The following is a 12061-nucleotide window of genomic DNA, read 5'->3' on the forward strand; positions in this document are numbered from 1 at the left end:
CCATCGCGTTGATCCCGTACAGAAGCAGGTTCCCGGCAAGCGGATGACGCAAAAAGGGATTGACTAACCAAGGCCCGTTACAGAAGCCCGGATGGAGCGAAGCGTAATCCGGGACCAGTACCTCCACGGATAGAATCCCGGATTACGCTGCGCTTCATTCGGGCTACGAGATGTTGCGTTGCCTGTCGGGCAAAACACACGAGCCGCAGGTCAATGCGCACCATCGAAAATATTCCACTTTACCGAAATTCGGAAACGGCGTATGTGTCGCCGCAACCCGGCCCAAGGAAGAGGGGCGTATCGCGATCGTCACGAACGCGGGCCGGGCGGCGGTGGACGTGGGCCACATCGGTGCGAAGGTGATCGCAGGGCGGAGAGCCGTGAGCGATGGCGTCGCACGCACGACCGGTGTAGCTCGCGTACGGCAAAATCGTGTGGTCCTGGCGCCCGGGGTCTGTGCGCCAAGTTTTGCGGTGATGTGGCGGCCCAACCGGGCGCGCGCATCAGTCATCCGCAGAGCGACGGGGGCAATAGTGCATCGCTCCCCGGGGAGAGCGCGACATAAGCCGTAAAACCACTGCGCAGGGAAGGCCGGATGTTTGGCTTCACCTGTATGCCGCTGTGCAGCTTTCGTACTGCAATTTCCGCACAGTGGACCGCGGGTGCCAGCCGGCACCCGGTCTTCCCTGCACCCTCTTTCACCGAGGGCAAGGCGACGAAGCGAAGCTCGGGCGAAACAAGCCGCGAGAGGGCGAAGGTGTGTCTGCACTCCGTCATTGCGAGCGCAGCGAAGCAATCCAGGCTGCCGCCGCGGAGAGATTCTGGATTGCTTCGCTGCGCTCGCAATGACGACGTGGAGGCATTGGAAGCACATCGTTACGCCCAGACCTGCCGGGCTTAATGGCAGGGCGAGTTCACAAATACCGCGTCAGCTCGGCTTTGACCTGCCCGTAGACGGCGTCCTCGATCTGGCTGCGCGTGATCCCGATGTCGCGCAAGGCGCGGTCGTCGAGTTCGTTCAGCGTCTTGACCGCCGAGCGGTGCTCCAGGCGATCGAACAGCGCATAGGCAACGTTGGCGAGCGCGCGGAAAAATCCGCCCGATGAGGATGGGCGTAAACTCCGCTCCGAAGTTTGCGAGATCGTGGTCATTTTTCTTCTCCGGCCTACTGTCCCGCGCGGCGAAGCAGATGCCGTTGGCGCAAACGCTGAGCGTCTGCACCTCATATGCCTTCGGATTGCTCTCGCTCTCCTCGGCTCAATCGCGGGCCTTGATGGAACTTAAATGCTCCAGTACAATACTCGGAGCAAGTGAAACATTGCTCTCGGTGCAATAATGTCCAAGTTCGAGTACGTGAAGCTTGCCGATGCCATTGCCGTCGATATCTCTAACGGCACGTTAAGGCCCGGCGACCGGCTGCCGCCGCAGCGCAATTTTGCCTATGACCGTGGCATCGCAGTCTCGACCGCGAGTCGGGTTTATACGGAATTGCTCCGCCGCGGCCTCGTCGTCGGCGAGGTCGGGCGTGGCACCTTCATCTCCGGCGACATCAGGCGCGAGGTCGAGGCGCTGAGCGAGCCGCGCGACGCACGCATCGACTTCGAGGTCAATTACCCGCTGCTGCCGCAGCAATGGGCGATGATCGCCAAGAGTCTTGCGGGGCTGGAGCGCGTCGACGCGCTCGAATCCGCGCTGCGCGTCTCGACCAGCACCGGCACCAAGAGCGCGCGCATTGCAGCCGCCGCCTATCTCGCGCGCAAGGATTTTACGCCGCAGGCCGAGCAGATCGTCTTCACCGCCAACGGCAAGCAGTCGCTCGCGGCCGCGCTCGCGGCGCTCGTTCCCACCGGCGGCCGCTGCGGCGTCGAGGCGCTGACCTACCCTTACGTCAAGAGCATCGCGGCGCGGCTCGGCATTACGCTGGTGCCGCTTTCGACGGACGAACACGGCGCGCGGCCCGACGCGATCCAGAAAGCGCATCGCGAGGCCCACCTATCGGCGCTGTATCTCCAGCCCATCATCCAGAATCCGCTCGGCGTCACCATGAACGCGACACGGCGCGCCGACATCATGCGGATCGCCGAGAAGCTCGATCTCACCATCATCGAGGACGCCGTCTATGGCTTCCTCGCCGACGACACGCCGCTGGCCGCGCTCGGGCCGAACCGCTGCATCGTGATCGACAGCCTGTCCAAGAAGGTCGCGCCGGGCCTCGCGCTCGGCATCCTCGTCACCCCGCCGCATCTGCGCGAGAGCGTGATGAGCGCGGTCAGGACCGGAGGCTGGATCGCCTCAGGCCATGCGCTGGCGTCCGGGCAGCGGCTGATGGCCGACGGAACCGTCGCCGAGCTGACGCGGCTGAAACGGATCGACGCCGGACGCCGGCAGCAGACCGCGGCAAGGCTGCTCGCCGGGTACCAGCTCGCGGCCGACCCGCGCTCCTATCATCTCTGGCTGACGCTGCCGCCGCACTGGCGCTCGCAGACCTTCGTCGCCGCAGCAGCCCGGCGCGGCATCGCACTGACGCCGTCCTCGACGTTTGCAATTGCGCACGGTCACGCGCCGAATGCTGTGCGACTCGCGCTCGCCCCGCCCTCTCCTGAACAGCTCGACTCCGGCCTGCGCACGCTCGTGTCGCTGCTCGGCACCAAGGAAGAGGACTTTGATTCGACGGAGTAGAGAGTCGTCTAAGGCAGCAAGGACTTCGGCACGTGATCGAAGCTGTAACTCTGTGGCCGGTTGCGCCGCACGAAGCCGCCGACCTGCCAGGCGAACAGCGCGGCAAAGCCGACGATGAACAGCGCGCCTGCGAATTCGCCGATCAGAAGCGCGCGGATCAGGAGTGCCGTCATCGCCACGGCCAGCACCGCCAAAAACGCCAGCACCGCCGCATAGGTCCTGCGGCCGAGGCCTGCGGTCAATTCGGCGCGGCTGCCGGCTTGCGCCATCCGCGCATGCAATTCGACGATGAACTCGCGAAAACCGTTGTCCTGCGGCGCCATCAGCGCCGCGGTCTGCCAGCTCGTCGACAGGATCGCTATACGGCCGCCACCGGCGCGGCTGATATCGGCGCGGAAGCGGTGCTGCTGCATCGACACCGGGCGAAACGACAGCCGGATCGCGCCGATCTCATCGTAGCGCCAGACGCCCGAACGGCCGCCGATGCGCCAGGACAGGCCCTCGTCCGTCAGCTCGAAACGATGCGCCGAGCCGATCAGCGATGCCTTGTAGGCGTAGCTCGTGGCTGAAGCGGGCGGCGCCTTGGAAAGCTGCATCTTCACATTCGATCCTGTCCGTGCAATCCAGTCTGCGCAATCCCGTCCGCGATCAGCTTGCGCGATCGCCTTCGGCCATCCTACAAGCGGGGCATGGCTGAGACGATCTTTTTTCCGCGCCGCCTGATTCTCGGCGCCGCCGTGATCTCCGGCGTGCTGCTCGCGCTCGCCGTGCACATGCTGGGCGCGCGCTACGGGCTCGACCTCGGCGGGCTCTGGCACTCGGATACGCATGAGTTCATCCCGGCCGGTGCGGCGATCGCCTGGTGGCTGATTGCCACGGTCGGCTTTTCCGGCGGCTATTTCACGGCGACATTGATGCAGAGCGCCGTCTCCGGCCAGATCCCGCAACGGATGCGGCAGTTCCTGATCGCAGTCGGCGTGCTCCTGCTCGCGGGCGCGGGCCAGGTGGCCTCGGCTCCGAGCCCGATTCCGACCGTCTCGGGTGTGCTGGCCGGGCTTGCCGCACTGTGCCTTGGCGCGGTGATGGCGTTCTGCGGCGCACATTTCGCACTGCGCCGCGACTAACTCTACGCCAACGCGCGCAGCCGGGGCCGATCCAGCATGATCGCGACATCGGATGCAGGCCGAGGCTTGCTGAACAGATAGCCTTGCGCCTGGGTGCAGCCCTCGCGCCTGAGCAGCTCGAGCTGCGCCTCGTTCTCGACGCCTTCCGCGGTGGTAACGATACCGAGGCTGCGGCCTAGACCGGTCACGGCGCGGATGATCGCCATGGAATCCTCGCGCGTCGCAAGCTCCGACACGAAAGAGCGGTCGATCTTGATCTTGTCAAACGGGAAGCTGCGCAGATAGCTCAGCGACGAATAGCCGGTGCCGAAATCATCGAGCGAGATGCGCACGCCCATGGCGCGCAGTTCGTGCAGAGTGGTCAGCGTCGCCTCGCTGTTCTGGAGCAGCACCGATTCTGTGATCTCGAGCTCGAGGCGTCGCGCCGCGAGCCCCGAGGCTGCCAGCGCTCCGGTCACGGACGCGATCAGGTTCGGGCTCTTGAACTGCACGGGCGACAAATTGACGGCGACATCGACATCGTCCGGCCAGGTGGCGGCGTCACCGCAGGCGCCGCGCAGCACGAACTCGCCGAGCTGGGCGATGAGGCCGGTCTCCTCGGCCAGCGGAATGAAGTTGATGGGAGCGATCAGTCCGCGCTGCGGATGGTTCCAGCGCAGCAGTGCCTCGAAGGCGACGACGCGGCCGCTCGCGACGTCCCGGATCGGCTGATAGTACGGCTCGAACTCGTCGCGTTGCAACGCCGCCCGCAGGTCCATCTCCAGCAGCCGCCGCGCCTGCGCGCGCGCATCCATGCCGGTCTCGAAGAAACGGTAGGTGCCGCGGCCATCGGCCTTGGCGCGGTACAGCGCGAGGTCAGCATTTTTCAACAGCTCGTCGGGATTGCTGCCGTCCTGCGGCGACAGCGAGATGCCGATCGAGACGCCGATGACGATCTGGTGGTCGTCGATCTCGTATGGCGCCGAGATCACCTCGACCAGGCGGCCGGCAAGGCATCTTGCCGCGGTTTCCTCCGACCGCCCGATCTGGACCACGGCGAATTCGTCGCCACCGAGCCGCGCCACGGTGTCGCTCGCGCCGACGGTGGCCTTCAGCCTCCGACCGACTTCTTTGAGCAGCGCATCGCCGATGGGATGGCCGAGCGAGTCGTTGATGTCCTTGAAGTGATCGAGATCGAGACAGAGCACCGCGAGCTGATCGTCGGACTTCGTCTGGCGCAGGCCCTGCTCGAGCTGTTCGTGGAACAACACGCGGTTCGGCAGACTGGTCAGTGCGTCATGGCGCGCCATGTGCGAGATCTTGGCCTGCGCCTCCAGCCATTCGGTGATGTCCTCGAAAGTCGCGACCCAGCCGCCACCCTGCATCGGCTGGTTGACGACCCGGACGGAGCGGCCGAACCGGTTGACGACGTCGGTCGTGGTGCGGCCCTCGCGCGCGTCGGCCACAAGGCGGGCGAAGAACTCATCGGGATCGCCGTTCCACTGGCCTTTGCTCTGTTCTTCCTTCAGCACGTCGACGAGCCGACGGCCGACAAGCAGGATGTCGGTGCGGCGGAGCATTGCGGCATAGCGGTCGTTGAACAGCAGGATCTTGCCGTCCGCATCGAACATGCACAATCCCTGCGACATGTTCTCGAGCGCGCTATCCAGCACCACTTGCTGGCGTCCCAGTTCGCCCTTGGCGCGGCGGTCGAGCACGGCCGCCGCGAGCGCGATCGCGATGATCGCAGCGGCGGCGCTGGCGGTGAGGATGGACAATGAGGCCGGCGGGATCGACAGGCCGCTGATGACGATCGCAGGATCCGGCGTCAGCTCCACAGCGCCCATGGCGGTGAAATGATGTGAGACGATGGCAAGCGTCAGCAGCACGGTCGCGCTGAGCGCACTCGCTTGGCTGTCGCGTCGCCCCGCAACGAACAGGGCAAGCGATCCAAGGACAATGCCGAGGACGATCGAGACCGTCACCGTCCCGGCCGTCCAGCCAATGCGCGCGGGAATCTCGAGCGCCATCATGCCGGTGTAATGCATGGCGGCAACGCCGCCACCAACGACCGCGCCACCGAGCGCAACCAGCGCCCCCCGCGTCACCGACACCGAAATGCTCAGCCCGATGAAGGTGACCGCGATCGCAAAGATCAGCGACAGGACCGTCACCGGAACGTTGTAAGCGCCACCCGTACCAGGCCCGTAAGCCTGCATCGCGATAAAATGGGTTGCCCAGATGCCGCCGCCGGCGACAACGGCATCAAGCGCGACCCACGATACGCGTGCTCCCCCGCTCGCTGCGCGCGCGCGGTGGAACAGGCTGATCGCTGCCGCGCTGGCGAGCAGACACACCGCTCCGCCGAGTGCGACCAGACGCCAATCATGCTGATCCGTTAGGCAGTAAAGAACTTGATACATCGCCGGCCCCTATTCCAAATCGAACTAGAACCGGCAGAGATGGACAATCGGTAACCGGCTATGTCCCGGTTCCGGGAATGGTGAACGGAGAATGTGTGCCGCCGCTCACATTGAGTGCTCCTGCGCACTTGCATCAGCTGCATTTGCGCCGAGACCGATCACGGCGGCGGCCAGCAGCAGGACGGCCGCCGATATGATCAGCGACTGGTGAAGGCCCATCATGAATGCACTGTCCGACCCCACCAGCGAGCCGAACAGCGCGACGCCGAGCACGCTGCCGGTCTGCCGCGTCGCGTTCAGGACGCCGGCGGCGATGCCGGAGCGCGCCTTATCGATGCTGCCGAGCAAGGTGGAGGTCAGCGGCGGCACCAGCAGGCCAAGTCCACCGCTGATCGCGATCATCTGCGCAAAGATCGCCCAGTAGCTGGTCCTGGCTTCGATCCAGAGCAGGCCGAGACAACCGAGCGCCGAGATACAGGCGCCGACCACGATGGTCGGGCACGAGCCGATGCGCTCGGCCAGACGCGGCGCCAGCAGGTTGGCCGGCAGCACCGCACCCATCATCGGCACGAAGGCGAGCCCGGTCCACCAGGCCGACAGCCCGTTGATCCTCTGGAAATACAGGCTCAGCACGAAGATCAGACCGTAGATCGCGATGTTGACGAGGAGGCCGACGATCGTGGTCAGGGTAAACAGCCGGTGACTGAACAGCGACAGCGGCAGCATCGGCTGCGCGGTGCGGCCCTCGCGCCAGACGAAGAGCACCGCGAATGCGGCCGCGGCAACGAATGCTGCGATCACGGCTGGATGAGTCCAGCCGCGCGCGCCAGCTTCGATGAGCGCACCGGCAAGCACGCCCAACGCACCGATCGCGGAGATCTGGCCGGGCAGATCGATCTCGCGCGAGCGCGCCCGCGTGGTCTCGCTGGCGTAGCGCCAGCTCAGCCACAAGCCGGCAAGACCAATCGGCAGATTGACCAGGAAGATCGCACGCCAGCCGACCAGCGTAATCAGCGCGCCGCCGACGAAGGGGCCGGCAGTGAGCGCCAGGCTCGCTCCGGCGGCCCAAACCGCCACGGCGCGGCCACGCTCGCGGTCGTCGGCATAGGCATGATTGAGCAGCGCGAGAGAATTCGGCACCAGGATCGCCGCCGCCAGCCCCTGGACCAGCCGCGCTGCGATCAGCACGGCCGCATTGGGAGACATTGCGCAGGCGAGCGAGGCCGCGGTGAAGATGGCGAACCCCGCCATGAAGATGCGCTTGGCCCCGATGCGGTCGCCGAGCGCGCCGGCGGTCAGAATGAAAGCGGCAAAGGCAATGGTGTAGGCGCTGACCACCCATTGCAACTTCGCGACGCCGCCGCCGAGCGTTTTTCCCATCGCATCCAGCGCGGTGTTGACGATGGTGACGTCGAGCTGCACCACGCCATAGCCGAGGCTCATCGCGGCAAGCGTGAGGGAGGTTGCAAGACGCGATGCCGCGCGCGGGGCGCCATTCGCGTTGTCGAAGGATTCGTACTTAAGCGTGTCGGCTCGCATGCTGCACCTCTATCGCAGCCCCATGCGAAACATACACCTGTGGCGCCCCATCATGATTCGATAACGGCCGAACGATGGATGCCAAAGGAAAACGCCGCGCGTCGGCCGCGCGGCGTTTTCCATGGCTACACTCCTGCTAGCTTGCCGCGCGCAGGTTCACCTTGCTCTCGGCGAGTGCGGTCAGCTTCTTGTCGGTCGCCTTCTCTTCTTCCAATGTCTTGGCGAGCATGCTGGCGCAGTCGTTGCGGCCGAGCTGCTTGGCCCAGGCGATCAGGCTGCCGTAGCGGACGATCTCGTAATGCTCCGCGGCCTGGGCCGCATTGATCAAGGCGGCGTCCAGCACCGCCTTGTCGGCGACTTCACCGGCGGTGTCGTCGGCTTCCTCGATGATGCCGTCGATGGCCGGGCAGTCGACCGCCTTCACCTGCGCGCCGTGCATCTTGAACACTTCCTCAAGGCGCACGATGTGTTGCTCGGTTTCCTTGAGGTGCGTCAAAAAGCCCTGCTTCAACTGCGGATCGGTGGCCTTATTTGCCATTTTGGGCAGCGCCTTGGTGAGCTGCTGCTCGGCATAATAGATGTCCTGAAGCTGGTGCACGAACAGGTCGTTCATGGTCTTGATGTCTTTTGTGAACAGTCCCATCGTTCCGATCCTCTCGGTTTCGGGAACACGGAGGCACCGGCTTGCACGAAAAGCCGCTTGTTCCTCGATGCTCAATTGCTGATGGGGCGCTAACCACCGCCCAGCATCGACGTTCCAAAAAAGCTCGCAGCGCTTGCGTTGGAACAATGCCGACGACGGGCTGACGTGAAACCATGTCAACGCACCGACGCGCAATCCGGGCAAGTGCCGCGACTCATATGCTTAACGCGCGCCCGATGTGAACCACATATGACAACAGCGGCCGGTCAATGCAGAACCTATCGTTGTCAAGGGCTGCACAAGTCGCTGTTTTTGCCTTAAATGAGCTACATCATGCCTAGCGATCGAAGCCCATTTCGGGCAGTGATCGCACCCGACTGGCCAATGTCTGGCCCGTCGGCCTTGCCCCCCGCCGGGAGGACGAATGCACGGAACGCTGCCCGCGCTGAAACGCGGCTTCAAGAGATGGATCGGGTGGCGACGGCTCGGCATTGCCGCGAGCGTCTTCATCATCGCCTTCGCGATCACCACGCTTGTGCGCACTCTCAAGGATATCGATACCGGCGTCATCCTGACCGCGTTGACCGAGATTCCCCGCGGGAATATCGGGCTGGCGGCGATCTGCGTCGTCTTCGCGTTCTGTACGCTGACCTTCTACGACTTTTTTGCGCTGCGAACGATCGGCAAGAAGCATGTGCCCTATCGCATCGCAGCACTCTCGAGCTTCACCTCCTATTCGATCGGCCACAACATCGGCGCCACCGTCTTTACCGGCGGCGCGATCCGTTTCCGGATCTATTCGGACTACGGGCTGAACGCGATCGACGTAGCGAAAATCTGCTTCCTGTCGGGCCTGACCTTCTGGCTCGGTAACATCTTCGTGCTCTCGATCGGTACGGTCATCCATCCGGATGCCGCCTCATCGATGGATCAACTCCCCTCGTCGATCAACCGGCTGATCGGGCTCGGCGGCCTCGCCTCGATCAGCGCCTATCTGGTCTGGCTTTGCATGGGCGAGAAGCGCCGCGAGCTGGGCCAGAAGGGCTGGAAAGTGGTGCTGCCCTCGGCGCCGCTGACGCTGGTGCAGATTCTGATCGGCGTGGTCGACCTAGGCTTCTGCGCCACGGCGATGTACTTGCTGATGCCGGCCAATCCGCCGATCGACTTCATGTCGCTGGCGGTCGTGTTCATCCTGGCGACGCTGATCGGCTTTGCCAGCCACGCGCCCGGCTCGATCGGCGTGTTCGACGTCGCCATGCTGGTCGCGCTGCCCGAATTCGGCCGCGAGCAGCTTCTGGCGACCCTGCTGGTCTTCCGTATCCTCTATTTCGTGATCCCGTTCGGCCTCGCCATCTCCATCATGGGCGCGCGCGAGCTCTGGATGAACGTGGTCGAACCCTGGCAGGAGCGGCGGCGGCTGGCCGAGGCCTGTGCGCAGGCCAATTTGCCCAAGCAGGTGGCCGCGATGGAGCGCGAGCGGTCATTGCGGCAGGCCAGCAAGCGGTAAGGTGGGACGGCCGACCGTCAGACAGAGGTTGCGGGCGGAGCAGCAATGCTCTCTTATTTCCGCCTCAACTTTGCCGTTGAACACGCGGGCCATGATCCCTTTATCCTGTCGTAACCTCTCCGCGGGCCTCCTGCTGCTCGCCGGGATTCTGACGTCTTTGCCGCCCGAGCGCGCCGCCGCGCAGGACGCCGGCGCGATGCAAATATCCTGGGAGGTGCGCAACCGCTTCCGCCTGTTCCGCGAGGAGCGCGACTTCCTGCTCCATGTCGAGAACGCGCGTAACCGCAGCATCCTCGCCGCCGAGCAGTCGCTGGAGCTCCAGAGCGAGGGCCGCGGCTGGGCCCGCAACATGGTCAACCGGCTGTGCATCGACCTCCAGGGCCGGGTCAACCAGCCCTGTACCCGCGACAACGTCAAAGAGAACTACATCACCCCGACCGATCATCCGGTGACCGTGCGCCTGAGCGGCGCGGTGCCGGTCGGCGCCACCTGCGCCTGGTCGTTCGACGACGGCGACGGACCGCAAACCTCGACTTTCGATTGCGCCGAGCCGATCAATCTGCGGGTTCGCTACGGTAAGCAGACGGTCGCGAGCGTCGACGTTTCCTCTGGTTCCGATCCGACCCAGCGCGTCCAGACCGAGATCCAGGTCCGCGACATCTTCGTTGCGGGCCTCGGGGACAGCATCGCCTCCGGCGAAGGCAATCCGGACCGGCCGCTGGCCCTGTCCGACGAAGGTTTCTGCTTCCGCTCTTATCTCGGCACGGCGGGCGCGCAGTACTACCGGCCAAGCCGCGCCGGCTTCAAGGGCGGCCGTGCCTGCGAAGCGCCGGATACGCTCGCCAACTGGCAGCGCTACAGCGCGCTCTGGTTCAATTCGCCCTGCCACCGCTCGCTCTACAGCTATCAGGCCCGCACCGCGCTGGCACTCGCGGTGCGCTACACCCACGTCGCGGTGACCTTTCTGCCGCTAGCCTGCACCGGCGCCAGCATCGGCGACGGACTGCTGGGCTCGCAGCGCGCCCGCGAATGCCCGCCCGGCAAGACCGGCGTCTGCAACACCAGCGTGAACGCGCAGGTCGCCGAACTGCGCGAGGCGCTCACCGCCGCTAGGAAGCGGCAGCCCGACCGCACCCTCGACCTCGTGCTGCTCTCGGTCGGCGCCAACGACGTCTATTTCTCCGGCCTCGTCGCCGACGTCATCGTCGACACCGCGACCGAGCGCGCGCTGTTCCGCCGCTCCGGCGTGATGGCGAGCGTCGACGATTCCCGCGATGCGATGGCGCGCGAGTTGCCGAAGAATTTCGTCAAGCTGCGCGAGGCGCTGAAGCCGCTGGTCGGTGGCGACCTCTCGCACGTGGTCTACGTGTCCTACGCCAATCCCGCGCTCGCCGACGGTGGCGTGCCCTGCCGCGGCGGCCGCGCCGGCTTCGACATCCATCCGTCCTTCAACGCCGATCCGCAGCGCCTTGCCCGGGTCTCGACCTTCGTCGAAACCGAGTTCCTGCCGCAGCTGAAGGGCCTCGCCACCTGCACGCGCGGGGCGCTATGCCGCGATCCCGAAGCCGACCGCATGACCTTCGTGGATTCGCATCAGGCGGCGTTCGCCGATCACGGCTTCTGCGCCCATTCGGGCAACGATCCCGAATTCGACCGTACCTGCTTTGCCGAGAACGGCCAGAGCTTCAATCCGGACATCGTGACGGCCGCGAGCCAGCCGATGCTGTGCGGCCGTAGCGCCTCGGAATATCGCGCCTACCTGCCGCGCGCACGCTGGGTCCGCGACGCCAATGACAGCTATTTTGCAGCGATGACTTATCCGCAAGGCTTGCCGGCCGCGAACCAGCCGACCGACATCCACGACGCCACGTGGGGCGTGCTCTCCGCCGTCTATGGCGGCGCCGTGCATCCCACCGCCGAAGGCCACGCGGCGATGGCAGATGCCGCACTGCCGGCCGCGAGCGCCGTGCTCGGCCTTGATGCCGTGCCCCCGGGCGTGACCCGCGGGCTGCTCGCGCCGCTGTTGCCTGGCGCGCAGCAGTAGCAGCCAGAGCGAGCCCTCTCCACACCATCATTGCTTCGCTGCGCTCGCAATGTTTGCGGCACGCATTCTCGCAACTCACTATCGTTCCCGCCACCTGCCGTTCCATCAATCCAAAAACGGCAT

9 protein-coding genes are annotated in these 12061 nt (G+C 65.2%); 4 read left to right on the forward strand and 5 right to left on the reverse strand.

Annotated elements, in window-relative coordinates:
• Positions 1–914: 914 nt before the first annotated feature.
• On the reverse strand, positions 915–1151 hold the full coding sequence (locus IVA80_RS17925; RefSeq protein WP_247432878.1) for a DUF1127 domain-containing protein: 237 nt from the start codon (positions 1149–1151) through the stop codon (positions 915–917).
• Positions 1152–1335: 184 nt separating this feature from the next.
• Here IVA80_RS17925 and IVA80_RS17930 point away from each other — a divergent pair, with 184 nt between their 5' ends.
• Positions 1336–2679 (forward strand): PLP-dependent aminotransferase family protein, encoded by a 1344-nt coding sequence (locus IVA80_RS17930; RefSeq protein WP_247432881.1) that lies wholly within the window; start codon positions 1336–1338, stop codon positions 2677–2679.
• 8 nt (positions 2680–2687) lie between these two features.
• Here IVA80_RS17930 and IVA80_RS17935 read toward each other — a convergent pair whose 3' ends face one another.
• The gene (locus IVA80_RS17935; RefSeq protein WP_247433111.1) at positions 2688–3275 is read right to left on the reverse strand and encodes a hypothetical protein; all 588 of its coding nucleotides are present in this window, start codon (positions 3273–3275) and stop codon (positions 2688–2690) included.
• A gap of 93 nt (positions 3276–3368) precedes the next feature.
• On the opposite strand from IVA80_RS17935, the gene IVA80_RS17940 reads away from it, so the two are divergent.
• Positions 3369–3803, forward strand: a complete 435-nt coding sequence (locus IVA80_RS17940; RefSeq protein WP_247432884.1) for a hypothetical protein — start codon at positions 3369–3371, stop codon at positions 3801–3803.
• Positions 3804–3805: 2 nt separating this feature from the next.
• On the opposite strand, the gene IVA80_RS17945 is transcribed toward IVA80_RS17940, so the two are convergent.
• The 3 genes from IVA80_RS17945 to IVA80_RS17955 form a co-directional block, all read right to left on the reverse strand.
• A complete protein-coding gene (locus IVA80_RS17945; RefSeq protein ID WP_247432887.1) occupies positions 3806–6205 on the reverse strand; it encodes an EAL domain-containing protein in 2400 nt (799 codons plus the stop codon).
• Positions 6206–6310: 105 nt separating this feature from the next.
• The gene (locus IVA80_RS17950; protein ID WP_247432890.1) at positions 6311–7744 is read right to left on the reverse strand and encodes an MFS transporter; all 1434 of its coding nucleotides are present in this window, start codon (positions 7742–7744) and stop codon (positions 6311–6313) included.
• Between the two features lie 136 nt (positions 7745–7880).
• Positions 7881–8387: a ferritin-like domain-containing protein gene (locus IVA80_RS17955; protein ID WP_247432893.1), complete on the reverse strand. Its 507-nt coding sequence runs from the start codon at positions 8385–8387 to the stop codon at positions 7881–7883.
• 424 nt (positions 8388–8811) lie between these two features.
• On the opposite strand from IVA80_RS17955, the gene IVA80_RS17960 reads away from it, so the two are divergent.
• Entirely contained in the window at positions 8812–9894 is a 1083-nt protein-coding gene (locus IVA80_RS17960; protein ID WP_247432896.1) for a YbhN family protein, read from the forward strand.
• A 91-nt stretch (positions 9895–9985) separates the two neighbouring features.
• Positions 9986–11938, forward strand: a complete 1953-nt coding sequence (locus tag IVA80_RS17965; protein ID WP_247432899.1) for a hypothetical protein — start codon at positions 9986–9988, stop codon at positions 11936–11938.
• Positions 11939–12061 lie beyond the last annotated feature (123 nt).

The organism is Bradyrhizobium sp. 139 (genome assembly GCF_023074175.1).
Taxonomy (GTDB): domain Bacteria; phylum Pseudomonadota; class Alphaproteobacteria; order Rhizobiales; family Xanthobacteraceae; genus Bradyrhizobium.

Coding starts and splice junctions, on each gene's coding strand:
- IVA80_RS17925 (WP_247432878.1), bottom strand. CDS start 1,151: ATGACCACGATCTCGCAAACTTCGGAGCGGAGTTTACGCCCATCCTCA.
- IVA80_RS17930 (WP_247432881.1), top strand. CDS start 1,336: ATGTCCAAGTTCGAGTACGTGAAGCTTGCCGATGCCATTGCCGTCGAT.
- IVA80_RS17935 (WP_247433111.1), bottom strand. CDS start 3,275: ATGCAGCTTTCCAAGGCGCCGCCCGCTTCAGCCACGAGCTACGCCTAC.
- IVA80_RS17940 (WP_247432884.1), top strand. CDS start 3,369: ATGGCTGAGACGATCTTTTTTCCGCGCCGCCTGATTCTCGGCGCCGCC.
- IVA80_RS17945 (WP_247432887.1), bottom strand. CDS start 6,205: ATGTATCAAGTTCTTTACTGCCTAACGGATCAGCATGATTGGCGTCTG.
- IVA80_RS17950 (WP_247432890.1), bottom strand. CDS start 7,744: ATGCGAGCCGACACGCTTAAGTACGAATCCTTCGACAACGCGAATGGC.
- IVA80_RS17955 (WP_247432893.1), bottom strand. CDS start 8,387: ATGGGACTGTTCACAAAAGACATCAAGACCATGAACGACCTGTTCGTG.
- IVA80_RS17960 (WP_247432896.1), top strand. CDS start 8,812: ATGCACGGAACGCTGCCCGCGCTGAAACGCGGCTTCAAGAGATGGATC.
- IVA80_RS17965 (WP_247432899.1), top strand. CDS start 9,986: ATGATCCCTTTATCCTGTCGTAACCTCTCCGCGGGCCTCCTGCTGCTC.